We start from the raw sequence: 26,646 nt of genomic DNA on the forward strand, positions 1-26,646 counted from the left end.
TGGCATTGACAAAATAGGCTTCCGGTTCTCCTTCCTGTGGTTTATTATAGAATGTACTCGAGTACGTCTTTTCCGCCGAAGTACTTTTGTACAGCAGAGGCTGTCAAAGTGATGTTTTTTGCTCCGGCAATGATCTGTTTCGGATTGCCTGCGACTATTTTTGTATCAAAAAGGTTGAAAAAACCGCTGTCAATTTCTAGTGTGCTGATTTCAGCTAATTGTTTTGACAGCCTGTTGACCGTTAATTTTTGCGAGTTACTGTTGATCGAGGTATAGCCTAGTATTTCAGGGAAATTAGTTTTCATAGCCGCTGAGATACCTTCAGGAGACCCTGAACTATTGTTTGTGAAACCTTCCTGCGTTTCTTTGGGTACGATTCGCATTCGGTAGAGCTCCCTGGAATTGCTCCATTGTCTGTCGAAGGAAAGCTCATCAACAACAAGTGCACTGATTAACATAAATACCAACAACGCAATGGTTAAACCAAGGAGGTTTGATAGCGAATAGATCCGATTGTGTGTCAATGTTCGCCAGGCGGTTTTAAGATGGTTTTTTATCATACGGTTTATATGAATTGGTTTCTGATATTATTCATCCCTTAATTTTTCGACCGGATTAAACCGGGTGGCCCGAAATACAATGTAGCCCACCAGTAGGCCAAGTACGGTCAGCAGTATGCCAAGTGGTAACAGGTAGGTGAATGCATTGATTTCTATCCGGATGATATAGTTCTGCAACCAGTGTTGCATCAGCATATAGCTTGATGGGGCGGTAACCAAAACCGCCAACAGAAATATGCCATAGTACTCCTTTGAAAATAACAGCATCAAATGTGCTAATGAGGCGCCCAGTACTTTACGGATACCAACTTCTTTGTTCCGGAGATGAATCGATAGGGAGATCAGGCCGGTCAGCCCCAATACAACGATCAAAAGTGAAACAGCGCTCGCGATCTGTGCCGCCCGGTGCAGTTGCAATTCCGTTTCGTATAAACCTTTGATGCGGTCATCCATAAATTGATATTTAAATGGCGCATCAGGCATTAATTGTTTCCATTTCTTTTCCAGTCCTTGCACGGCGCTGGACAGTTGGCCCGGTTTTAAACGGATACTTAGGTATCGGTATTGGAAACTTTCATGGATATCTGTCCAGACAATGGCTGGAGATGCACGGTGAAGAGAATTTGCGACAAAGTTATCGGTGACGCCTACAATGGTCAACTTATCTGTTGGATCATTTAGTGCGATCTGTTGACCGATCGTACTTTGAGCATCACTGAAACCAAAATCTTCCATTGCTTTTTTATTGATAACAACGGGTCGATTAGTGGTACCGATAACCGCATTTTTAGGTAAAAAGGTACCCGCCAATAAGGGGATTTCATAGGTTTCCAGAAAATAGCCGTCACTGTTGATCCGTTGAACCTGTATGTCCGTGTCGTTGTTATTGCCAAAAGCCGGTTGCATATTGAAGCCTAATAGCCCAGGTGTTTCATAGGAAAGACTCACGGACCTAACAGCTGATTCCTGAAGTAGCTCATGCCGGATGCTCTCCATCTTCCGGATGCCATTTTCGGACCAGTCCCTTGGTGCCTGTACCGTCAATAGATAGTCTTTGTTATATCCTAAGTTGCTGTTTATGAATAAGTGGACCTGTTTGGTGATAATCAGGGTACAGACCAAGAGTAGTAGGGCAACGGCAAACTGAATGAACAGTAGCACTTTTCGAATCAATTGCTTGTCACCCAAGGCGGAGAACTGATTTTTGACCGAGGGGAGTATCTTGATATTGGACAGTTTAATTGCCGGATATAGTCCCACCAGGATACCGACCACGATGGTTAACAGACCCAATGAACAAAAAAAGTATGTCGGTAAATTGATCAGTGACGGCAGTTCGCGCATCAGTACATGTGCGAACAGCGGGCGTATGATGCAATAGATGGGCAAACTGATCAAAGCCGCAATTGCTACGATAAGGATATATTCTGTCATCAATTGCCTTACCAATTGTAGTCTGGAAGAACCCATAATCTTGCGCACACCGATTTCCTTCAGTCGTGTAATATGCTGTGCAATACTAAAATTGATAAAGTTGATGATGGCCATGACCAGGATAAAAATGGCTATCCAGATTAGCGTTTGAATCATCTTGCGGACAGCGCCCTGATTATCATCTAGGTAATAGCTTTTCAATGGTTTTAGGTCCGGGCTGTATTGGCTGGCGAATTCCTGATCAGTGTTTTTATGCACCAGGGTCTGGATCGCCGCATCCAGTTGTTGCGTCGTCACTCCGGCTTTCAGTTCGAGATAACCTGCAATGTAAGGATTATTCCAGTTATCCACGGATCTGCCGAAGTATTGTTCGTTGGCAATGGGCAAGAAAATATCCGAATGCATATCCTTTGTTAGATCCATGACTGCATTTTGTACGCTGCTTTTTATAACCGCAGTAATTTCAAAATCATGTTTTTCGCCTCTGAAATTTTTAATCTGCAAGGTTTTTCCCAGAACATGTGTATTTCCAAAATATTTTAAGGCGGCCCGGTCAGTGATCACGACAGAAAAGGGATTATTCAGTGCGGTATTCGGATTACCTGCTAGAATTTCAAATCCAAACATGGTCAAAAGGCTAGGATCTCCGAGTGCCATTCCTTCTTCATGGATCGTAGCACCATTGGCTACAATACCAGTTAATCCATCGATACGGTAATAATCGGCTACCAAATTTGGATATTCTTCATATAAGGCTTTGGGCAGCGCTCCGATTGTAGTCAAATTGATCCCAAATCCTTCCTTCTTATATTTGCTCTGCAATAAAAATTGCTGATCTATATTTTTGATCTTGCTGTTTACCTGATGAACATCCCAGATATAGGCTCCGACCAGCAGTAAAAAAGTAATGCCAAGAGTTAATCCGATTAGGTTGATCAGGTTTTGAATTTTTTTCTTTCGGATATTCCGCCAGGCAATTTTGAAATTTGTAAAAGTCATTGTCACTCGTATAAGGTTTATTTCCATCACCGCAAACAAACTGTCTGCAGGCTTTGGCTTTTGCTAATTTGTGTACGATAATACAAATCCTTAGCCAAGTGTATATTTATTTGACTGTTAGTTTTTTAAGGTGGTTTCCGTTGCGTGAACTGTCCGATTTCGGACAGTCGATGTGCATCCGTGAACACCTTGATCTGATCGATTCCTCGAACGAATAGCAAATAACCAGACAGGTAAGTAGGAAAATTAAATGGAATATTGTAAAAATATAGCAGCAATTGGCTGCATCCAATGAACAGTTCCCTTTTATAGATTATATATTTCGGTTTTCAAGAGGAGAATCGTTTTGTACTAAATAACTATATCCTGTTTTTTACTTGAGAATGGGAGTTTCTCGTTAATAGAAGGAGTCATTAAATGAGATGTTCAATTTTTTCAATTTGATTTGTGTCATGTTTAATTTGGAAGCGTCGACATCATATTGGTTTTATACCTTCCCTAGATGAATTCAGCAAATGTTTAATGAATGATAAGTACTATGTTTATATTATTCGGCTTTAGCTCAGCTGTAAAATTGAATTCCTAAAGAGGGATCTCCGATAGCTCAATTGTTTTCTGTTTTTTCAGATTAAGACTGCGAACTTTTCCATCTGTATTTTTCAAAATATAATTGGTTTTTTGATTTTTCAAATAATCTTAATGTGGATGATACCGGATCGCTCCGTTTCGGAAAAAGGATGGTTATTGGTATATAATGCAATATTTGATACAAAATCTTGTTTGAAATCAACAAAAATAGGGGTAAAATTGTCCCAAAATCTTTTTTGGACTTCCTGCATTTTGGGACAATTTTACCCCCTATCTCCGAGACTCCTATCTGTATCTTTGCTTATGTAAACAATTTTATTGAACCCTTTAATTCTTAAAAAGATGAGTCAAGTTACACTTAATGAAAGAGGATATAAAGATGTAGAGTTAATGCAGGTCGCGGAACAGGTGTTGAGTAAAATGGCTGCTGAAACCGAACTGTTTGCGGCCCCTGTACCCGCATTGCCAATTTTGGAGGAAGCGCTCCTTGCTTTCCGGAATGCCGCAACGGAAGCCTATTATCGGGACACACGTGCTATACTGATCCGTAATCAAAAAAGAGCTGAACTGGTGTACGTACTGAAAGAACTGGCTAAATATGTAGATACGATCGCCAATACTGATCCGACGATTATTTTAGCTGCAGGTTATGCTGTCAGAAAACCCAAGACTTCCTATGGTGGAGTGGTTCCCAAAGCGGGGCAACTAATTGCTCGTCCCGAGGAGGTGGGCAGTGGGCGCGTGAAGCTAAAAACACAACGATGGCGGGGAGCACGCATGTATCAGTATCAGTTCCGTATCAAAGGTCACAATGTAGACTGGAACACGCAGCTCTGTTCGAAAAGCAGCTGTATTATCGATGGGTTGGAGTCCTTTCGGGAATATGAGTTTAGGGTCTCCTATATCGGAATAGACCCGACTCCAAATTATAGTGATATCATCAGCAGTTATGTACTTTAGTCAGGATTTATTCGAATATGGGACAGCTTCCTTTCCTATTCGTCCCTTAAACTAGCAACAGGATCGGCTGTAGCTGCTTTTATAGATTGTAGGGATACCACGGCAATCGTTAAAATAAGCCCAACGCAAAAAGCCAATACAAAGATCCACCAGCCCATACTGATCCGAAATGGGAAATTGTCCAGCCAACGGTTCATAAGATAATAAGCCAGCGGTGTCGCAACTACAAAGGCGATGGTGATCCATTTGAAGAAATCTTGTGACAACAATACAATAATACCTGTTACCGAAGAACCTAACACTTTCCGGATTCCGATTTCTTTTGTTCGTTTCAGGATGCTGATGGAGAGCAATCCCAGAAAACCGAGCATACTGATGCTTATCGCTACGATAGCGGCGATCCAGATCAGTTTTTCCAGTAATGCTTCTTTCTTGTAGAGTTGTGCAATCTGCTGGTCATAGAATCTGTATTGGAACACTTCATCGGGATACCAGTTTTTCCATTGTTGTTCCAGATCTTTCACGAGCAGCTGATGATCGGTACCTTTTAGTTTAATCGCTACATTTTTTAACCGTGTTTCGTTATAGCCAATTACTGTAGGGGAGATGGGTTCGTTCAGTGAATTAGTGCTAAAGTCCGCAACAACACCTACTATTGTTCCCGCTTGTTCTTCATTCAGTCCACCCGCGTTTAAAGACTTGCCGATAATAGCATTGGGATCCTTAAAGCCCAATGCGGTAGCCATATTCTTATTGATCAGAAATTCTGGCTTCTGCGGATTATCGTTGAAATTTCTTCCCGCCAATAATTTGATGTTAAATGTGCTGATATAGGCAGAATCCCCGATAGCATATCGGGCAGGCCATTTCTCCCATTCCGTTCTGTTGTCGAACTGGATGGTTCCACCCCAGACCTTTTCAGATGAAGGGGGATTATCGCTAAAAGTATACGATTGAATATCGGTTCTATTGCTGATGAAATGAGCGATTTTTGCTTTTGATTGGATCATTTTTTTTGTGAACGGAAGCAGGATAACCTGTTCCCTGCTGAATCCAATATCTGTATTTTTGAGGTGATTTACCTGTAAGACAATAACGAAAGTGGCAATCAGCAGCGTCATGGCGATCACATTCTGAAACACAATAAGCGTTTTGCGGCTAAAACTCCAGGGGCCTATGGTCAGCTTTTTCAGTGCCTGCTGGATGTTCATCCGGTTGACGAAAATCAGCGGATAGATGGAAGTTAATAGACTGGTTAAAATCCATATAATACCAATGATCCCTATAAATGACAGGGGATGGATAATCTGTATAGGTTCATTCGGAAAAAGAGCCTGATTTGCCCAATTTGAAAAGATCAGCAATAAAACTAAGGCAAAGATAACAGCAGCAGCGGTCAGGATCAGGGTTTCGATCAGAAACTGAATATACAGCTGTTTTTTGGAACTGCCCAATACCTTTCTCACGCCCATTTCTACACTGCGGTTCATTTGTCTGGCAAAGGTGATGTTACTGTAATTGACCAAAGCCATGATACTGACTCCTATGGCAATTGCGACCAGAATATTCAGCAGTGTACGTTGTGTTCCCTTGCCGTAATCGGTGTCAAAATGGTAACTTGTCAATGGCAGGAGTTTATAATTGAATGTCTGTAGTACATCTTTATGCCAATACTTGGCAACAAGCGTACGAATGGTCTGCTCGACGGTACTTTTATCGGCGGCGTTTTTTAAGGTGACAAGAATATTATTACTAGAGTTGGAGTAGCCCCAATTGTTAAAGAAGCCATCATCCCGAGGGATTTGCCATAAGGTGGTAACAGAACTTTGTGAAAAATAGATTTCTGAACGGAAGTCTGAATTTTTGTTGCTGTCATCGATGATACCCACGACTTTTACGGGGAATTTACTGTCGACCAAGATCGTTTTGCCTAAGGGGGTATCGTTATTAAAATAAGTTTTGGCAATTGTTTTGCTCAACGCGACGGTGTTAGGCTGGTCCAGATCTTTTGGGAATCCCTCCAGCCAGGGGAAATTTAAGGTGTTGAAATATTCTGATGAAACAAATGCTGCTTTACCTTCTGTTTTATACAATTGGTCCCCTATCCGCAACGTCAGATCTTTATTGTCCATATACAATGCTGTTCGCTCCACTTGTGGAATTTCACGTGAAATAGCGTTGTACATGGCATAGGATCCACCTTTGCTATGCTCTACCTGCTCTAGTTTGAGATCCTGTACGACCAGAAAGGTGCGATCTTTATCGGTATGAAACTGATCAAAACTATATTGGAAGCTGTTATAACTATAGATAAATAAGCTACATGCAATTGCCAGCCCTAAACCAGCAATCGTTAAAAAGGTATAATAGCTATGTTTCAATAGTTGCCGTAGCGCTGATCTGAAATATGTTTTAATCATAATTTTATTGTGTTGCGTTTACAATATCATTTTTTTGGTCGTCTTGGCGGTTATTCCTCCCGCAGGCTGTCAACTGGATTTGCTACAGCTGCCTTGATGGCTTGCGAACTGACTGTCAACAGTGCGATCAGTACAGCAAGTAGCCCTGCAAGGGCAAACATCCACCATTGTATTTCAATGCGGTAAGCAAAATTTTCCAGCCATTTGTACATTGCCCACCAGGCTATCGGTGAAGAAATCACGATGGCGATCAGGACAAGTTTGATAAATTCCACTGAAAGCATCCCTGTAATACCTGGAACAGAAGCGCCGATGACTTTACGGATACCGATTTCTTTCCGACGCTGGTTTGCTGTAAAAATAGCTAATCCAAATAAACCCAGACAAGCGACAAAAATCGTCAGTCCGGCGAATATGCTCAACAATTTTCCTGTTTTGACTTCGGCCTGATAGGTTTGGGCATAGCGCTCATCGAGGAAAGAATAGTTGAATGGAATATCGGAAGGGAAGGCGTCGTATTCCGCTTTCAATTTTTGAATCAGCGCTTCGGTATCTTTTGTCTCTGTTTTGACAATCAGACTCCCAGCCTGATCGCCCAATACCATGACCAAGGGTGAAATGGGTTCGTGTAACGATTTAAAATGGAAATCTTTGACAACACCCACGACGCGATAGGTTTTATTATCCTTATTGGTCAATGTACGGCTAAGGCTTTTTCCCTTCCAGCCCAGATCTTTTGCTGCGGTTTCATTCACGATAATGGATAAGGTATCGTTACCAAAAGCTTTCGAAAAATTTCGTCCCTCATGAAGCTGCATACCCATTGCAGGAATATATTCCTCGTCTACATCATAACGCAGTGTTTTGACCCATTTTTCTGTATTTCCGTCCGGATAGACAAAGAAGTTATTGTTGTTGGTTTCTCCAGCGGGTAGGTAAGATGAACGGGAGATATGCTTGATACGGCTGTCTTCGGATAATAGCTTGACGTAAGTTTTTTCGTTTTCGCCCAAGGGCCAACTCTGGATCACAATGACATTCTCTTTTTCATAACCTAATTTGATGTTCCGCATATAATCGAGCTGCCGGATGACAACTACGGTACAGAAAATGAGGCCTACGGAAATAATAAACTGAAAGACGACAAGGCTGCTCCGGAGGTTGAACCGTTTTGTAGACCGCAACAAACGTCCTTTTAATACAGTCAAAGGGTTGAATGCAGCTAGATATAATGCAGAATAAGTACTCGAAAATAGACCTACCAATAAGCCGAATGCGAGCAGGAGGGGAATGATTTTGGCAAAATCGAGCTGATGGATTGCAATGGATTTACCCGATAATTGATTAAATAGAGGAAGAGCCAATAAAACAATTCCGACTGCCAGAAACAAGGCCAAATAGGTCAGCAAAATGCCTTCAGATAGGAACTGACGGATCAGGCTTTGCTTGTCAGCACCGAGTACTTTACGTACACCGACTTCCCGACTTCTCCGGAAACCGCTGGCTGTAGACAAATTCATAAAATTGATCGTCGCGATCAATAGCATAAACAACGCTATAGCACTAAAAATATAAATATATCGGATATCACCGGATGGACTGAGGTCGTAGCCAAAATTGGAATGCAGATGGATATCGGTCAGGGGCTGTAAATAGAGACCTATTGTATTGCCTGATTTTTTGTAATCCTCATAACTCATCCCGAATCCGGCCATAAACTGAGCCCCAACATGTTTGTCAAATAAGGTCGTTAAGTTTTTTTCTAGATTCTCTAAGGCGGTATTTTCCTTGAGGAGTGCGTAGGTATAGTACTCGGATGTCATCCAGGAATTTGAACGGGAGTCTTCCAGTGCCGCCATTGAGGTGAAGATATCAAAATGGAAATGCGAGTTTTTAGGGATATCCTTCATTACTCCGGTAATTTTTAGCATATTTTGGTCACCTTTTATGGCGAGATCCCGACCTACGACGTCTGTTGTTCCAAAATATTTGCGTGCCATGGATTCAGATATTACCGCCGTATAAGGCATCTTCACGGCAGTATTCGCATCACCTTTGATAAGAGGCAAGGTGAAAATCTTAAAGAAGGAGGCATCAACATAGGCCATCTGTTCATCACGAAAAACCTTATCACCAACCGTAAATAAGGGGGCTCCACTTTGTCTCAAACGTGCTGTTTCCTGTACTTCGGCTAATTCAGCTTTCATTGTGGCTGCCACAGGGGGCATAACATGCGCCTCATTCATCGTTCCCCCTTTTACCGTACCGCGAAAGACCACACGTACAATTCGATCCGCATTTGTATTGAACCGGTCAAAACTGAACTCATCAGCCACATATAGGCTTATCAGCAAGCAGATCGCAATACCCAAGGCTAACCCAGTGATATTAATGATCGAGGTGGAAGAATTTCTTCTTAGATTCCGCCACGCTATTTTTAGATTATTCTTTATCATAATGGGATTGTATTCGCTGTTCATATTTCTACTATTCATCCCGTAAACTATCGACAGGGTTAGCTATTGCCGCTTTAATAGCCAATGTACTGACCGTAAACAAAGCAATCAGTGTCGCTAAACAGCCTGCTAATGCAAATATCCACCATTGTATATCGATACGGTACACATAATCGGCTAGCCATTGATTCATAATCCACCAAGCAGTAGGTGAGGCTATGAGCAAAGCAATACAGATGAGTTTAATGAAATCGCGGGACAATAGCTTAATAATTCCGAATACAGATGCACCAAGGACCTTTCGGATGCCGATTTCTTTTTGTTTTTGTATCGTTGCGAAGGAGATCAGTCCCAGTAAACCTAGACATGCGATGAGGATCGCCAGCCCCGAAAATAAACCTGTCAGCTTCATCGTACGTTTTTGACCGGCAAATTTTAAGGCATACTCTTCATCAATAAAGTGAATGTCTATCGTGTAATCTGGATTATATTTTTTAAGTAGCGATTGAATCATCTCTATACTTTCCAATAAGCTTTTAGCTGTATTTAGTCGTATATGGAGATAATTTGCGGGAACGATAGGGCCCTGGATCATCATTGGTTCGATATCTTGATAAGGTGATTGCCAAACAAAATCCTCAATAACGCCTACTACGTGATAGGTACGCTGGTACTCAGTACCCTTGGCAGCCGTAATTTGAGTACCAAGGGGCGTGGATAATCTCATTTTGGTAACAGCAGCTTGATTAAGTAGCAGCGCACTGGAATCAGAGGGATAGGTGTAAATGTCAATATCTCGTCCCTGAATCAATTTGACCCCCATTGTCTTCGTGAAATGAACATCTGTCGCCATATTGTTAAACACGATATCATAGTCTTCTGGTCGGTCATTGGGCCAGGAGTATCCCCAGCTATTACTTCCCGAACGACTTATTCGCCCCCAGGATTTAGTCATGCTTGTGATAATATTTTGTTGGAACAATTCATTCCTGAACGCTTCGTAATTTTTATTTAAATTTCCCTCTAGAGGTACGTATACTAGGTTGTTACGATCATATCCACTTTCTCGATGCTCTCCAAAGCGGATCTGCTGACCGATGATAAAAGTGCATATACCAAGACCTATTGATATGGTAAACTGTAGAGTGACAAGTATTTTTCTGGGCTGGAGACCTGACTTGGTCTTTATAATATTCCCTTTTAACGTTTTTACCGGATTAAAAGCCGATAGCACAAAAGCTGGATATAATCCTGCGCAGAGAGAGCAGAAAAAAATAGTGGCAAGAAATAGGCAATAAAAGAATATTGGGTAATCTGTAATTGCAAGATGTCCGTTGATGAGTTTATTAAAAGATGGAAGTGTTAAGAGAATAAACACTAACGCTAGTAATCCAGCTAAAAAGGTTATGATAAAGGATTCTAATAGAAATTGTTGCATGAGTGATTTTTTCGATGCGCCAACTACTTTGCGTAGGCCAATTTCTTTGGCGCGCCTTTCGGCTCCTGCGGTACTAAGGTTGATAAAGTTTATACAGGCTATCAGGAGAATGAGTATGCCAATCAGTCCAAATAGCTGTAGCGTGGTAATATTGCCTGCAACCATCTGTCCATTGACCGATTTGTTGTATAGATGCCAACGGCTGGCGGGATAGAGATAGATCGTTGCTTTTGTAGTTTTGTTGGTATGTTTAGCAACCAGATTTTCAATGTTCTTATTGACAGAGGTCAATAGTGCCTCTTCTTTTAGAAGCACATAAGTCTCATGATTATAGGCTGTCCATGAATCCGTAAAAGTCTTGCCTGTTTTGTCCAAGTAATCCACAGAACAGATAAAGTCATTTCCATAGAATTTGGAATTAGAAGGAATATCTTCGATAACCGCTTCGACAGTCAGGGAAACGGTGGTGTCCATCTCAACCCGGCGTCCAATGACATCTAGTGTGCCAAATAATTTTTTAGCAGTAGAAGCAGTTAGCACCAATGCGTCGGGACGGGATAATGGGGTGGGGGAATTTCCTGTTAGGATTTTGAAATCGAAGAGTTTTAAAAAAGCTGCATCTACCGCTATCCCAGAGGAGCCGAGGCCCGGTTCAGCATCGTGGTGGATAAGGTGGTTAATATTCCAGGTACGCACCACGTGTTCGATTTCAGGATGTTCCTGTTGTAAGATAGGACCGAGTACATGCGGGGTACCTCCCCAAGTATGCTGCTTACCATCAAATACGTCTCTTGTATATACTTGATATAGGCGGTCCGCTTTGGTGTAGAAACGGTCAAATCTTATTTCTGAATTGATCCAGAGGGCGATTATCAAAGAGACTCCCATCCCCAAGGTCAGCCCTAGGATATTGATAAAAGAGTATCCTTTGCTTTTCCAAAGGTTTCGCCATGCGGTTTTGATATAGTTTTTGATCATCTTTTTAGTATTGGGTATAGCGGCTCGAAATTTTTAATTTTTTATGTTGATTATCATTCATCCCGTAAACTATCGACAGGATTACTTAAAGCAGCTTTAATTGCCTGATAACTTATGGTAGCCATACTGATTAATATTGCCACCAGTCCGGCAAAAACAAAATAGTGCCATTGGATCTGGATGCGGTAACTATAATCCTGCAACCATTTGTCCATGGCCCACCAGGCGATCGGTGAAGCGATCAGGATTGCAACAATTACCAATTTAATAAAGTCCACGGACAGCAATGAAGTTACTTGTGTGACACTGGCTCCGAGGACTTTCCGTACGGCGATTTCTTTCATACGCGTCTCAGCCATATAGGCTATCAAAGCGAGCAGACCAAGACAGGAAATAAAGATGGTCAAACCTGCGAATACCATAGAAAGCGTGCCTATGGCTTTTGTTTCTTTGAATTTTTCTTCGTAAGTCTTATCAATAAATTGGTACTCGAATGGATAATCGGGATTGAATTTTTTAAAAATTGATTCAATTGTTTTGAGGTTGTCCGCTATATTACGATTGGTATTTAAACGATAATGAATTGTTGTAAACCAGGTTCTTGGCCCGAAAATAATCATCGGTACATTGTTACCAAATGGGGAGCCCATTATAAAATCTTTCACGACTCCCACAACAGTCCATTTTGTCCCATCTCCTTCGACGATGCTGTTTATTGGATCTTTGAGATGAAGACTCTTTACCGCAGATTCATTTAGAACTAAGGAATTGCTATCCGTCTTAAATTTATAGATGTCTATATCCCGGCCCTGTACGAGTTTCAGCCCAAGGTTTTTTACGGCATCGGCATCTGTACTGAAACGATTGTATGAAATACGTTTGTCCTCCTCTGTAGGAGTGCCTGAAGTATATCCCCAGCCGTTGCTGTAAATCTCTGTTACTGGTGACATATTCTTTGATACAGAAATGACGGCATTACTGGCTAAAAGTTCGTCTCGGATCAGTTTATAGTTTTTTTCCATATCTCCTTTGAGGCTGGTATATAATAAGCCATTTTCATTATAACCGCGTTCACGTTGTTTGGTATATTGAATTTGTTTAGTTACCACAACCGTGGAGATAATCAACACGATGGCCAAGCTGAATTGAATAACTACCAAGACAGAACGAACATTAAGCCCTTTGGTCTTAGAAATAAATTTGCCTTTTAATGTCTTGATAGGCTGAAATGAGGAAAGGAAAAAAGCGGGATAAATGCCTGCAAATATTCCTGTCAGCAATGCGAATCCAATTAAAAATAGCCAGGTGCCAAAGTTCAATAAGGATAAGTTGAGTTGTTTTCCGACAAGTTCGTTGAAAAAAGGGAGGGCAATAAAAACGAGAATTATAGCTACGAGCATACCAATCACACTAATCAGTATGCTTTCGGTTAAGAATTGAGCCATTAACCCTAATTTATTGGCACCAATGACCTTCCGGACACCCACCTCTTTGGCCCTTCGTTCTGAACGGGCGGTACTTAGATTCATAAAATTAATGCTCGCCACCAATAATATAAAAATACCGATCCAAACAAAGAGCTTGACGATATCAATACGCCCGGATGTATAATTACCACCTTTACCATTGTTGTAGAGGAAACTGTCTTGAAACGGAAATGCGAAGATTTCTCCAGTATATTTTGCACTTTTATTCCCTTCAGCTTTATTTGCCGCATTAATATGATCTCGTGAATAAGTTCTGATCTTGGTATTGAAGTCTGAAAGCGAAATTCCTTTTTTTAATAAAATATAGGTCCTTAACGAATTATTGCCCCAATTTTCATCTACATAGCCGATTGTTTTTGCATATGCAAAGGGGAGTAATATGTCAAATTTGAAGCTTGAATTGCTAGGTAGATCTTTGAGTATCGCTTGTACAGTGACTTGGTTGACCGAGTCGATCTTCACTGATTTCCCGATAGGGTCCTCATTTCCAAATAAAGCTTTGGCATAACTTTCTGTGAGAACGAGACCTTTGGGATTGTCAAAACGAATGTTATTGGATCCCTGCAAGAGGGGGAGTGAAAACATGTTGAAAAATCCAGGATCGACAAAGACGGTATTGGCAATTAGTTTTTTATCCTGAAATGTTGTTAAGAATTGATTGCCTTCATCATATCTTGTGAACGCCTCAATATCGGGGAAATCAGTTGCCATCGATAGTCCTAATATCTTTGGGGTGAAGGTCCATGCGGATTTTTCGCCTTGATATTCATCCCGGTTGCTCATGATATAAAGCCGGTCACCTTTCTCATGAAAGCGATCCATTCCTAACATATTTTGCAACCACAATGCAATAAGTAAGGCGCCTGCCATACCAATGGCCAAACCAAGGATATTAATTGCAGAAAAAGCCTTGTTCTTTAGTAGATTCCGCCAGGCGATTTTAATATATGTGTTTATCATTGTTATTACGTTAAGTTGTATCGTCTTAATCTATTCGTCCCGTAAGGTTTTTACCGGATTACTACTAGCAGCTTTTATGGCTTGAGTACTTACGGTAAAGAAAGCTACAAAAAGAGCAGAAAGTCCAGCCAAAGCAAAAATCCACCATTGTATTTCGATCCGGTAGGAGAAGTCCTGTAACCATTTGTTCATTGCCCACCAAGCAATGGGGGAGGCCAAAATGATAGAAATAATCACCAGTTTAATAAAGTCTTTGGAAAGCATGGCTGTAATGCCACCAACAGAAGCACCGAGTACCTTGCGTATCCCAATTTCTTTGGTTCTGAGTTCAGCAATATAGGAGGCTAATCCCAACAAGCCAAGACAGGATATAAAAATCGCCAGCCCCGAAAAGATGAATGCCAGTTGAGCTGTTTGTTGTTGCGCTCTAAATTTACTTGCAAATTTTTGGTCAACAAATTGATATTCGAATGGATACGCTGGATTGAATTTCTTTAGAATCTGTTCGATCTGCTTGAGTTGATCTTGCACAGGGGAGGTCGGATTAGTTCGGATAATTAAATTGTATAGGGATTCTTTCGTAGCATATATAAGTAAAGGTGTCACGGGACTATAGGGAGATCCGCTGATATAATCGTTAATTACTCCTACGATTGTAAACGTATTGCTTCCCCATTTGAAGTAAGTTCCTATTGGGTTCTTTAGGTTCATTTCCTTGATAGCAGCTTCGTTTAGGAGGATTGCTGTGCTGTCCGCTGGCAATCTGGCGTAGTCGATATCCCGCCCGGCAACGAGTTTTAAGCCAAGTGTTTTGACAAGATCACTTTCGGTTCTCCCTACATCAAAGCCTATTTTTTTTTCCTGCTCAGGCGTAGATCCTTGCCAGGAAATGCCGCCCCAAGTACTACCCGCATTGCCGGTCACTGATGAGCCGGAACGCGTGACAGCGGTAGCTATACCCTTATTGATAAGTTCTGATTTAATCGCTTCATAGTTTTTCCCAATATCACCTTCCATAAAAATTTCTATCAATTGAGAGCTGTTATACCCAATTTCACGTTGTCCTGCATGGTCAATTTGTTTCCTGACGACGATAGTGGCAATAATTAGAATGATCGCAATACCGAATTGAAAGATGACCAGTAGTTCACGAAAATTCAAAGGGATCTTTTTGGATTGTCCGAATATCTTTAGCGATTTTATAGGTTTGAAAGCCGATAATATAAATGCAGGATACAAGCCAGCCAACAAACCTGTCAGAAAAATAAATCCGGCCAACGCAAGCCAAATTGACGGTTCTGATGATGGAAATACCAAAGGTTTGTCAAAAATCTTGTCGAATAGCGGAAGCGTGATGATTGTTAGGAGAATGGCAAGTGCACCCGAAATCATGGCTACCAATATGGATTCTGAAAGAAATTGGATGATTAAATTGGTGCGATGTGCTCCTACAACTTTTCGTATGGCAACCTCTTTTGCCCTTTTTTGGCTGCGTGCTGTACTGAGGTTGATAAAATTGATACAAGCAATCAACAAAATTAATAAACCAATCCCTGCGACTAGTTTAACCTGATCGATTTTGCCACCAACCGGAATACCTTGTTCAAATTTTGAATACAGGTGCGTTTTGGATATTGGATATAGAAATAGCGATCCTTCTAGCTCGTTGTTAGTCTTTTTCTTGATAATATCAGTGAGCTTATTGTTAAAAGCGGTAATATCTGTTCCTTTTTTTAGCTGAATATAAGTTTGGAATGCAATCGTATTCCAGTTTGGAGAATATTCCTCGGCTTTGACGAGGGGAATTAAATAACTGAAATTGAAATTTGTATTGGCTGGAAGATCTTGCATTATTGCTGAAACTTTATAGAGTTCCTTATTGTCCAGTCTAATTGTTTTATCGAGAGGGTCCTTATCCCCAAAGATGTTCTTTGCAAGGCTTTCAGTCAGGATGATGTTTCTTGTTTCTTTTAATGCACTGTTGCGGTTGCCTTTTACAATTTTAAAATCAAATATGTCGATAAATGCAGGATCCACTTCGTTCCCGTTGGATTTGATCTTCTTGTCATCAAAAGAGAGCAGCCTGTTCGTGCTCCAGCCGACACGGGCAGCGCGTTTCACTTCTGGGTAGTCTGTCGTTAAAGCCGGAGATGCATGCCCCGATGTATATCCTTGTAGATTAATCTTTCCTTCAGCGCTGCGGTTTTTATTAAAAACCTTATAGATGTTCTCATGGTCACTATAAAAATTATCAAACTTGAGCTGGTTTTGTACCCAGATCCCGATAATCAACACTGCAGTCATGCCAATGGAAAGTCCAAGGATATTAATAATGGAATAACTCTTATTTTTTTGAAGATTCCGCCAAGCGATTTTGATGTGGTTCTTAATCATCGTATTGAGTTTTTTACTTTTTCATAATCTACTGTTAGGCCAAGCAATCTATCCTAGCTGATAGCGCTATGCTGATCATGTATACTATAAATCGTTAATTCAATTCGTTTGCCATAAGTGTAAGTTTTTGATTTTTAGGTGTTTTTGTATTGTTGTGGTCGCGTGGTATGTTCGGAAACGGACAGTCTGCTGTCCGTCGCCGAACAGGTAGATCTACTCGTTCCGTAATGTGATCACGGGGTTAGTCAATGCTGCTTTAATGGCTTGATAACTAACTGTTAGGAGGGTGATGACCAGTGCAGTTAATCCTGTAAAAGCAAATACGGTCCAGCTAATTGAAATGCGATAAACGTAATTGTCGAGCCATGTTTCCATTAATAGATAGGCTAGAGGAGCGGCAACAAGAAAACCGATCAATGTCAACCAGACATACTCTGTGCATAATAATTTCCATAAGCCAACTTCTGATGCCCCAAGGACCTTGCGGATACCAATTTCTTTTTCGCGTTGTTCGGTTAGGAATGCGACCAAAGCATATAGCCCAAGAGAGGAAATCAGTATGGCAAGCCCTGTAAAAATACTGGTCAGGCTTTTGATCATTTCCATTTGTTCAAATTGCTTCGCATATTCTTTATCTGTGAATGTGTAATCGAAGATGAGATCCGGATCAAAACGATTGAACTGTTGGGCGATTGCTTTCATGGTTTGGCTAATATCTTGCTGATCATTCAATTTGAGGGTTATTTTGTTTTTGGGTAGAAAATCGAGAAAATAGGCAGTAGGTGTAATCGACTTAAACGGTGATTCGGATAAGGTGTTCTGTATAATACCGATAATCGTATAGCTGATTCCTCTTTTAGATAATTGTTTGCTCGTCAGATCTGTAACTCCCATAAATTTGGCCGCAGCCTCATTGATAATTACTCCTGTGGAATCTGTCTTGAAATCTTTGGAGAAATTTCTTCCCTTCAAAAAATTCCATTGTACCGTTTTGGCGAAATTTTCATCTACAGTGGAAATGCCCATAATGGATCCTTCTTTTGTTTCATTCCCCTGCCAATTGAAACCACCGCCCGTCAAAGAGAGGCGATTAATCGAACTCGAAGAAAGGGAGGCATCCTGCACCAAACGCTGATTGATCAGTTCTTTTCTCAGGATATCAAAGTTTTTGACAATTAACTCGCTTCGACTGTTGATGTTGACCAGGTTTGAACTTTTGTAACCAATCGGACGATCCTTTGTATAGTGCAGTTGTTTGATCACCAAATAGGTTGCAATCATCAGAAAGATGGAAATGGCAAATTGTACGATTACCATTCCTTTTCTGGCCTTGAATCCTCCTTTGCCGATGTTCATCTTTCCTTTGAGTGCAAGGATCGGGTTGAAAGAGGATAAGAGTAGCGCAGGATATAGTCCGGCGAGAACGCCAATAGTGAGAACCCCCAAAAAGGAATATAAGTAGAATTGAATATGCGTAAAAGGAACTTGCAATATGGTATTGGCGATGGTGTTTATCCAAGGGAGGAGCAAGGTCGCTAATATGATCGCCATCAGAAAAGCACAGGATACAGACAGGATGGATTCCACTAAAAATCCGGCAATCAATTGCCTACGATTTACACCAACAGATTTTAGGATACCAATTTCTTTTCCTCTTTTTAAGCTTCGGGCTGTACTGAGATTGATAAAATTTATACTGGCCAACAAGAGAATAAATATACTGATCCAGGCAAACATCCACACATATTGAATCTGGCCACCTGCATTTTTACCATTTTTAAATGAATCATAAAGATTCCATTTGGACATGGGGTGCAACAGAATCTCAGGGTTGATGTCTGTAAGATTTGTTCTAAAGATGTTGGTTAGTTTTTGTTCGAGTCCTGGGATAATTTGAGGGTTCTCAATCTTACCATAGGTGCTAAAAAAGCAGTTTGACCACTTTTCTTCGATACCCTCATTTTTATGGAGATAATCAGCAAAAGGTAGGATATACTCCAGTTTGTGAAATGTATTGTTTTCAGGAATGTCTTTAAAAATACCCTGTATCGTATATTGTTCGTTTCCGTTGAGCTGAATAGTCTTCCCGATAAGATCAGTAGTCCCCAATAACCTGTTGGCCAATGATTCAGAAATAATCATGGTGGATGCTGCAGTTGGGGTAGCGATATTTCCCTGTACAGCTTCGAACGAAAATAGTTCTGAAAATTTGCCCATTGCATAAAATCCTGTCGCATTCAATTTTTTTTCACCTATTTTAATGGCAGAGCTTTCAGCATCTGTAATCAATGTGACATCTTGGATTTCATCCTTAAAATCAGATTCCATCAACTTTGCTAACGGGATGGGGGTGGAAGTTCCATCCGTGGATTTTTCATTGTTGAAAGTGCCGGTCATCATCAGCTGATGGATCGTATCATAATTTTTGTAATGCTGGTTGAAGGAAAACTGTTTCAAGATCCACAGGGTGCTCACCAAAGCAACCGTAAATCCCAAGGACAATCCGAGAATATTGATTGCCGTATTTAAGGGGTTGCGTTTAAGATTGCGTAAAGCAGTTTTCAAAAATAATTTAATCATGACGGTGTTTGATGGTTATGTTTGTTGTTTTGGTGTATTGATTAATTCTTCAATATATGTTGATTTTTATGAATAAAAGCTATTCGTCTTTTAAACTCTTGACGGGGTTAGCGATAGCTGCTTTAATCGATTGAAAACTAACAGTAAACAAAGCAATAATAATCGTTAGTAGGCCTGCACCTAAAAATATGGTTATCGGCACTGTAGTTCTGAAGGCAAATCCGTCCAGCCAGTTCGAAGTGAAATATAACGCGAGAGGAATTGCGATAATATTAGCAATAATGATCAAAAGCAAAAATTCTTTATTCAGCATTTGGATAATATTGAAGACCGTCGCACCGAGGACTTTTCTGATGCCAATTTCCTTGGTTTTCAGTTGTGCGGTATACGTACATAGTCCAAGAAGTCCAAGGCAAGAAATCATGATCGCTATGATGGCAAAGAAATTAAATAATGTTCCTTGTTTTTGCTCGCTCATATACTGCTGTTGGTAGCTTTCGTCTAAGAAGCTATAACTGATCGGCATATCGTCATAGTAACTTTTCCAGATCTGCTGCAGTGCGAGCAATGCCGATTTGGTTCCGGCAGGGTTTGTTTTTATATAAAGCTGCTGACAATCTTTTGGGCTAAATTGAAAGACCATGGGTTCGATTTTTTGACGTACACTCGCGTAATTAAAATCTTTGACCACACCGATAATGGTTCCCGGAACAGTTCGGATCCGTAAACGGGTACCAAGGGGATTCTTTAATCCCATCTCGCGGACAGCGGTTTCGTTGATAAGAAAATGCGTAGAATCTGCAATCGAGCCGGTGAAGTTTTTTCCCTGAGCCAGTTTTATCTTGAAAAAATCAAGCGCAAATTGATCCGAATAAGTAATGCTGAACCAAAGATTCGAATTGCTGGGTTTTCCATCCCAATCGTTATCACCCGTAGATCCTCCACCATATACCATATCCCTCCCAAGCCGAATGACATCACTTACGCCTTTATTTTTTAGGAGATCACTTTTAACGGCCTCAAAATGTTGTGCCATTTTCGGTGCCATGGAGACAGCTATGATATTGCTTTTTTCATAACCAAGGTTCTTGTTGCGTATATAATCCAATTGTCTACCGATGACGACCGTCATGGTGATGAGAACGATAGATACCGTAAATTGTAATACCACTAATATCTTTCTAAAATTTGATTTCTTCATTCCGAATCTGCCCTTTAGTACTTTGATCGGATCAAAGTTTGAAAGTAACAATGCCGGATAAATGCTGGTCAACAGTAATGTACCTATTAACATGATTAAAATATAGCTCCATAGATCAATACTATATAACTGCAATGAGATATGTTTGCCAGAGAAATTGTTAAAAAAGGGAAGAAAGATAAAGACGATGCTGATGGCCAGAATAGCGGCGATCGTGAAGTACAGTGTCGTCTCCAGCATAAATTGGAAAAATAACTCTTTTCTTCCGGCCCCGATAATTTTACGGATACCAACCTCTTTGGATCTGGACAAGGACCGTGCGGTAGAGAGATTGATGTAATTGATACTGGCAATAATAAGAATCATCAAAGCGACTCCAATAAAGATTCGAACAGTGCCTATCCCACCATCACTACCATCCATCTGATACAGATGTACCTTTGATAGCTGTTGGGTAACATATGGAACAGGGGTATCTTCCGGTTTATTGCGTTCGTGTATCTTTTGTAATTTCTGGGCTACTGCTATGGGGCTGGCATCAGGTCTCAGCTGGAGGTAGGTCTCAAAAGAAAAGTTGGACCAATCGGTATCCATTGATGACAGATAAGTTTTATTGTCATAGGTGGTTTTGTTTTTGACGTAGGCATATTCGTTAAAGCGTGATAAGGGAAGCAGTACCTGAAATTGAAAGGAAGAATTTTCGGGATAGTCAGCGATAACTCCGCTGACTACACATAGATCTTCTATTCCCAGTATGACAGCTCTACCGATTGGATTTTCATTGCCAAAATATCGACGGGCGGTAGTCTCAGTAAGAACAACGGAATTGTTGTCGGAAAAAGGTTGTTTCTGGTTACCCTGAATGAGCGGAAAATCAAAAACACTAAAATAACTTGGATCTACAAAAGCGAAATTCTTTTCTCTAAATCGTTTGTCTTTATACTTGATGGCGGCGTCACCGATCCGAAAGATACGTACAGCGTCCTTAACCTCAGGAATTTCTCTCTTGGCAAAACTCCCAACTGGGGCAATAATAGATCCAAATATTCGTTTTGAGATCCCGGTTCCGCCCTCGATTCCGATTTTGTAGATTGAGCCTTGGTTCTTGTGAAAACGGTCAAAGGATAATTCATCCTTTATCCATAGTAGTAGGAAGATTCCCACAACTAATCCTGCAGTCAACCCGAGGATATTGATAGCGCTGTAGAATTTGTTGGAAAAAATATTGCGCCATGCGGTTTTTATAAAGTTCTTTATCATTGTTGTGAGATTTAAATCTTTAATTCATGTTATAAATGAAAGATCAACTTGATCTATTCGTCTCTCAAACTATTTACCGGATTAGCTTTTGCTGCCATAATACTTTTGGTTGATAGCACGAAACTGGCGAATGCTATCAGGCTGAGGGCAGACAACCCAAAAATCCATGGTTCCATAGTGGTGCGATAGGCGAAATCATTTAGCCAATGTGACATGAAGTAATAAGCAATCGGGAATGCAATCAAACAGGCTATTGCCACCAGAGAAAGTAAATTCTTGAGCAATAAAAAGGTAATCTGCACTATTGAAGCTCCTAAAACTTTACGTATACCAATTTCTTTTGTTCTTTGATTGGCGGTAAATATGGTCAGCCCAAATAAGCCTAATCCGGCTATAAATACGGACAGCCCGACGGCCCAGGACAGCAATTTGGAAAGGCGTTTTTCTTGGTTATAGAATTTTTGGACAATCTCATCTACAAAACGAAGGTCGATCTCGTCGTCAGGAAAAGTAGATTTGTAGGTGGCCGTGATCTTGTCGATTGCCTTTTTCCAGTTTTCCGGATGTTTTTGGTCCAAAGCAATATGGAGCACATAACCTGTCTTACTTCCGATGTACAATACAGGCTTGACAGCTTGGCGCGCCGAAGCAATGTCAAAATTTTCCATAACACCGACAATCGTAGATGCTCCATTTTCGAAGGTTTTGCCAATTGCATCCTGCGGTTTTTGGATACCTAATAATTCTAAACCTTTTCTATTGATTAGTATTTCTCTTGTAGAGTCCAGTAAACGAATATTTCTTCCGGCCAAAAGTGGAATATTATAAACATCCAAATAGTTTTCATCGCCTGAGCGGTTATCAAAAGTTAAGGATTTTTTGTCCGAAGACTGATCGTAAACTATTGAAGTTGTCATATAACCATTCATCGCTGGCGCAATATTTCCAAAGCTTATTTTTTTTACTTCGGGAAGTTTTAATAGCTCATTTTTGAGGAGTAGTCCTTTGTCCGAGTTCTGAAAGGCACCAGGGATATCGATATTGATGATGGCATCACGTTGAAACCCCATGTCTTTGTGGGATAGGTAATTGATTTGCCGAATCACAATTAATACACAGATTAAAAAAGCCTGGGCCATCACAAATTGGAAAATGGTCAGTGCTTTACGTATCCATGCACTTCTGGAAAGATTGGTGTTTTTCCCCAGCTGATTTTTGAGGGCCAATACTGGTGCATATCCCGTCAATACCCAAGCAGGATAAAAACCTGCCAGTAGCGTGACCAAAAGAAGCTGCACCAATAGGAACATTATAATCAATTTTTTATCCAATAAATCCAGGTTTAAGTTATTAGGAATAAATCCTTCGAAGACTTGTAGAAAAAGAGGTAACAGTAGAACAGCCAGTACAGTGGCTGCAAGCGTGATCAGAAAAGTTTCCAACAGAAATTGTTTAATTAAAGTCGATTTTGAACTTCCCAGTGTCTTGCGGATGCCCACTTCTTTTGCCCGTTCGATGGATTGCGCGGTAGATAAATTGATAAAGTTAACCGCGCCTAAGGCCAAAAGGAAAAATGCCAGCAGGATCAGGTTTCGTAGTGTTTCAGGCTTAGTAGCTTCATAATTGAAAGTCGTATTAAAATGGACATCCGATAGCGGTTGTAACAGCAGGTGATCAGTAATTTTCTCGCCATTTTTAAATTTATACTTTTTTAATAGGTTTGCAATATTACTTTCTACCACGTTTGGTCGGGTACCGGGTTTGGTTTTGATCAAAACTTGATGGGAGTCAGAGATGCTGTTCCAGGCTTCCCAATTAAACATCTCCTTTAAACTATTGTTCTGGGGAATTGTTTTTTCGGAGATAAAACTGTCAAAATTGAAGTCAGAGTTCTGTTTTGCATTTTCGACCACGCCGACAACCTGGAGCGGAATACTGTCTGCATAAACGATGGTTTTGCCAATGACATTGGCTGGAGACTCATTTCCATAAAATTTTTCCAGTGTTTTTTCTGTCAGCACGATATGGCCTGCTGTATTGAGGCTAAGTGGATTTCCGGATAGCCATTTGCGTGGCAAAATATTGAAATATTGGCTATTGGTCAGTACAATGCGTTGCTCTTTTGGAAAAACTTGAGCTGTGTTGCTAGGAGTCGTGATTTTCAGTTTTTGAACATGACTTCGATAAACGGGAGCTATGGCGTCGATGTTTGGTAGCTCTTCTTCCATAGTTCGTACTAATGGCATGTATACCCCCGCGTTTTTAATTTCACCGTCACTAACAATACGGTAAACCTGTTCCCTGTTTGGAACATGTTTATCGAAACTATAGTCGTATTGAATCATCAAAAAGATGACTAATGTCGCTGTGATGCCAATGGCTAAGCTCATGACATTGATACATGTAATCAACTTGTGCTTTTTCAAAAAACGATAAGCTGTTTTTAGTGAGTTTCCAATCATTGTCGTTTAATTTTATTTGATTCAACCAGATGAAGATCTATTCGTCCCTTAGACTATTTACCGGATTCAATAGCGCGGCTTTAAATGTCTGAAATCCTATAGTGATAAATGCGACCAGTGTTACTATTAATATCGCAATCAGGTATGCCCACCAAGGCATCTCAATATGATATACAAAATCATTTAACCAATTATTAAAGAGATAATAAGCGATTGGTCCAGCAATAAGAAAAGCAAGCAAAATCAGTTTGATATAATTTGATGAAAGTAGATGAATAATACCCGGAACACTGGCTCCCAGAACTTTGCGGATACCGATTTCTTTGCTTCGGGCTTCGGTGGTATAGGCTGCTAATCCCAACAGACCGAGACAGGCTATAAAAAGTGTAAGAAATGAAAACATGCTCATGATATTGGATGAGCGGATTTCATTTTCATATTGGCGTTGGACATGTTGATCTAAAAACGAAAAATCAAAAGCAGCTTCGGGAGCGACAGTCGTATATATCTTCTTTATTTGGTCGATATATCCTTGAACATCTGTGGTTTTATAACGGATCAACAAGTTGCGTGGTGATTCTGAGGGATCATTCATGGTGTAGTAGCTGTAACCTCCGATTTCGGATTTAAGGTTTGTATAATTAAAATCCTGAACGACACCGGTGATGATTGAGTTGGTTGGACTCATCTCAGTGATAATATGCTTTCCAATGGCTTCTTGCGGTGATTTATAGCCTAAATATTTCAGTACTTTCTCGTTGATCAGTACATAACAGGTGGAGTCAGGACGTCCCCATATGTCAGGTAAATCTGTTCCGGCAAGTAGTTTTAATCCAAGTGTATTTACTGTATTTCCATAAGTAACACAGCTCAGGGTCGGTAAACCCTGTTTATCCGTGACGAGCTTATAAGTTGTCTTTCCGCTTTCGTTACTTCCGGGTACGGACTGTGCGAATGTGGTGGACAGCGTATTTGATAAGCTTTGGACCTGTTGATTGAGCGTGTTGAGCTTTTCCAGACTCCGGAAAGAACGGATGGGGACCGAGACCACATGTTCCGGTTGATAGCCCAGGTCTTTATTTCGAATAAAATTCATCTGGGTGAGCATCACGGAGATGCCGATGATCAATATAATCGAAATGGTAAATTGGCATACCACCAATATTTGTCTGATCAGGACTGTTTTCCCTTGTTTGTTGTAGCCTTTATTCATTAATGCGATCGATTTTATTTTCGATAAGAATAAGGCTGGATAGCTGCCTGCGGCAAACGTAATCATAAACCAGGATAAGGCCAATATCCCGAGCATATCCCAGTTCAGGAGTTGTTGAATAGTAATGTTTGTATTGCCGATTGAATTAAATAGCGGGATCAAAAGAATGGCCAAGACCACGCCTAATGTCATTGCAAATAGACTAATCGTTGCGGTCTCCACAAAAAAACGGACAATCAGTTGGCTTCTAGTAGCTCCAAGTACCTTGTTTACACCCACTTCTTTGGCATTTTTCTGTGATTTTGCGGTCGCTAGATTCATGTAATTGATACAGGCAATGGCGATGACAAGAAAAGCAAGGACGGATAGTGTTCGGATGGTGTCAATGTTTCCTATACGTTTGGTGACGCCCTCTCCGAGATTCGATGAGTAGAGATGCACCTTTAACAGGGGTTGCAGGAAAAACTGGGTGTAATACCGGTGGTCTTTTTCAACATACTTGTCAATCAGCTTTGTCGCTTGTTGAGCGACCATAGCCGGATCGCTTCCTTTTTTTAATAATATATACGTTTCATAACTGGCATTACTCCAATAGACATTTTGCCCCATCCAGGAATCCATAATATTCATGACCATATTACAGTCCAGGGTGCTATTGGCGGGAAGATCTTTGAATACGCCGGTTACCTGTACGGTATCTCTTTGGTTGATGGAGATAAGTTTCCCTAATGCTTCGTTGCTTCCAAACATTTTTTCCTTTGTTGATTGGGAGAGGACAATACTTTTCTTGTTTGAAAACGCAGTATGAACATTCCCTTCTATAAATTGGAAATCAAAGATGGAGAACAATGTTGAATCGGCTAGATACAATTGCTTCTCACTAAAATTATCCATTCCGGCACGGATAGAAGCCGTAGCTCCAAAGCCATCTTTTACAAGTCGTACCATATTATCAACTTGCGCAATATCAGATTTGAGGGCAGGCCCAACCGCATTGGGCAGGTTAATCATTTTCTCCCGATTGTATTCTGCCGAAAGCTGCATGTGCAGACGATAGATATTATCAGCTTTTGAATACATGGTATCAAAACTCAGTTCCTGACGGATAAAAGCAAATAGCAGAAGAGATACACAGATGCCAATCGCCAATCCGCTAATATTAAGGATGCTGAAAAATCGGTTGGCCCGAATACTTCGCCAAGCTGTTTTTGTGTAGTTCTTGATCATGATCGTATCTATTTGTTTCGTGCTGATAT

The 26,646-nt window shown here is 40.6% G+C and carries 12 protein-coding genes; 1 reads left to right on the plus strand and 11 read right to left on the minus strand.

What is annotated here, in order from left to right; all coding sequences use genetic code 11:
* Positions 1 to 44: 44 nt before the first annotated feature.
* Together D7322_RS21490 and D7322_RS21495 are read right to left on the minus strand one after the other, a co-directional pair.
* A complete protein-coding gene (locus D7322_RS21490) occupies positions 45 to 560 on the minus strand; it encodes an ABC transporter permease (RefSeq protein ID WP_121126277.1) in 516 nt (171 codons plus the stop codon).
* 27 nt (positions 561 to 587) lie between these two features.
* On the minus strand, positions 588 to 2,993 hold the full coding sequence (locus D7322_RS21495) for an ABC transporter permease (RefSeq protein ID WP_183078798.1): 2,406 nt from the start codon (positions 2,991 to 2,993) through the stop codon (positions 588 to 590).
* A gap of 930 nt (positions 2,994 to 3,923) precedes the next feature.
* Between D7322_RS21495 and D7322_RS21500 the strand changes: the two genes are divergently transcribed.
* Positions 3,924 to 4,541, plus strand: coding sequence for a fibronectin type III domain-containing protein (locus D7322_RS21500; protein WP_121126279.1), 618 nt, complete (start codon positions 3,924 to 3,926; stop codon positions 4,539 to 4,541).
* A gap of 35 nt (positions 4,542 to 4,576) precedes the next feature.
* On the opposite strand, the gene D7322_RS21505 is transcribed toward D7322_RS21500, so the two are convergent.
* The 9 genes from D7322_RS21505 to D7322_RS21545 all read right to left on the minus strand — a co-directional run bounded on the left by D7322_RS21505 (position 4,577) and on the right by D7322_RS21545 (position 26,617).
* The gene (locus tag D7322_RS21505; RefSeq protein ID WP_121126280.1) at positions 4,577 to 6,961 is read right to left on the minus strand and encodes an ABC transporter permease; all 2,385 of its coding nucleotides are present in this window, start codon (positions 6,959 to 6,961) and stop codon (positions 4,577 to 4,579) included.
* A gap of 50 nt (positions 6,962 to 7,011) precedes the next feature.
* Positions 7,012 to 9,417, minus strand: coding sequence for an ABC transporter permease (locus tag D7322_RS21510; protein WP_121126314.1), 2,406 nt, complete (start codon positions 9,415 to 9,417; stop codon positions 7,012 to 7,014).
* A 31-nt stretch (positions 9,418 to 9,448) separates the two neighbouring features.
* Complete coding sequence (locus tag D7322_RS21515; RefSeq protein ID WP_121126281.1) at positions 9,449 to 11,833, minus strand: ABC transporter permease; 2,385 nt, start codon at positions 11,831 to 11,833, stop codon at positions 9,449 to 9,451.
* 53 nt (positions 11,834 to 11,886) lie between these two features.
* Entirely contained in the window at positions 11,887 to 14,280 is a 2,394-nt protein-coding gene (locus D7322_RS21520) for an ABC transporter permease (protein WP_121126282.1), read from the minus strand.
* A gap of 30 nt (positions 14,281 to 14,310) precedes the next feature.
* On the minus strand, positions 14,311 to 16,674 hold the full coding sequence (locus D7322_RS21525) for an ABC transporter permease (protein WP_077437788.1): 2,364 nt from the start codon (positions 16,672 to 16,674) through the stop codon (positions 14,311 to 14,313).
* 213 nt (positions 16,675 to 16,887) lie between these two features.
* Complete coding sequence (locus D7322_RS21530) at positions 16,888 to 19,254, minus strand: ABC transporter permease (RefSeq protein WP_121126283.1); 2,367 nt, start codon at positions 19,252 to 19,254, stop codon at positions 16,888 to 16,890.
* A gap of 79 nt (positions 19,255 to 19,333) precedes the next feature.
* Positions 19,334 to 21,715, minus strand: coding sequence for an ABC transporter permease (locus D7322_RS21535; RefSeq protein WP_121126284.1), 2,382 nt, complete (start codon positions 21,713 to 21,715; stop codon positions 19,334 to 19,336).
* A 53-nt stretch (positions 21,716 to 21,768) separates the two neighbouring features.
* Positions 21,769 to 24,177 (minus strand): ABC transporter permease, encoded by a 2,409-nt coding sequence (locus D7322_RS21540; protein WP_121126285.1) that lies wholly within the window; start codon positions 24,175 to 24,177, stop codon positions 21,769 to 21,771.
* A gap of 37 nt (positions 24,178 to 24,214) precedes the next feature.
* On the minus strand, positions 24,215 to 26,617 hold the full coding sequence (locus D7322_RS21545) for an ABC transporter permease (RefSeq protein WP_121126286.1): 2,403 nt from the start codon (positions 26,615 to 26,617) through the stop codon (positions 24,215 to 24,217).
* Positions 26,618 to 26,646 lie beyond the last annotated feature (29 nt).

It is taken from the genome of Sphingobacterium puteale (assembly GCF_003627955.1).
Classification (GTDB): Bacteria; Bacteroidota; Bacteroidia; order Sphingobacteriales; family Sphingobacteriaceae; genus Sphingobacterium; species Sphingobacterium puteale.

Excerpts from the sequence above, each read along its gene's own strand:
- D7322_RS21490 (WP_121126277.1), bottom strand. The coding sequence starts at position 560 with ATGATAAAAAACCATCTTAAAACCGCCTGGCGAACATTGACACACAAT.
- D7322_RS21495 (WP_183078798.1), bottom strand. The coding sequence starts at position 2,993 with ATGACTTTTACAAATTTCAAAATTGCCTGGCGGAATATCCGAAAGAAA.
- D7322_RS21500 (WP_121126279.1), top strand. The coding sequence starts at position 3,924 with ATGAGTCAAGTTACACTTAATGAAAGAGGATATAAAGATGTAGAGTTA.
- D7322_RS21505 (WP_121126280.1), bottom strand. The coding sequence starts at position 6,961 with ATGATTAAAACATATTTCAGATCAGCGCTACGGCAACTATTGAAACAT.
- D7322_RS21510 (WP_121126314.1), bottom strand. The coding sequence starts at position 9,417 with ATGATAAAGAATAATCTAAAAATAGCGTGGCGGAATCTAAGAAGAAAT.
- D7322_RS21515 (WP_121126281.1), bottom strand. The coding sequence starts at position 11,833 with ATGATCAAAAACTATATCAAAACCGCATGGCGAAACCTTTGGAAAAGC.
- D7322_RS21520 (WP_121126282.1), bottom strand. The coding sequence starts at position 14,280 with ATGATAAACACATATATTAAAATCGCCTGGCGGAATCTACTAAAGAAC.
- D7322_RS21525 (WP_077437788.1), bottom strand. The coding sequence starts at position 16,674 with ATGATTAAGAACCACATCAAAATCGCTTGGCGGAATCTTCAAAAAAAT.
- D7322_RS21530 (WP_121126283.1), bottom strand. The coding sequence starts at position 19,254 with ATGATTAAATTATTTTTGAAAACTGCTTTACGCAATCTTAAACGCAAC.
- D7322_RS21535 (WP_121126284.1), bottom strand. The coding sequence starts at position 21,715 with ATGATAAAGAACTTTATAAAAACCGCATGGCGCAATATTTTTTCCAAC.
- D7322_RS21540 (WP_121126285.1), bottom strand. The coding sequence starts at position 24,177 with ATGATTGGAAACTCACTAAAAACAGCTTATCGTTTTTTGAAAAAGCAC.
- D7322_RS21545 (WP_121126286.1), bottom strand. The coding sequence starts at position 26,617 with ATGATCAAGAACTACACAAAAACAGCTTGGCGAAGTATTCGGGCCAAC.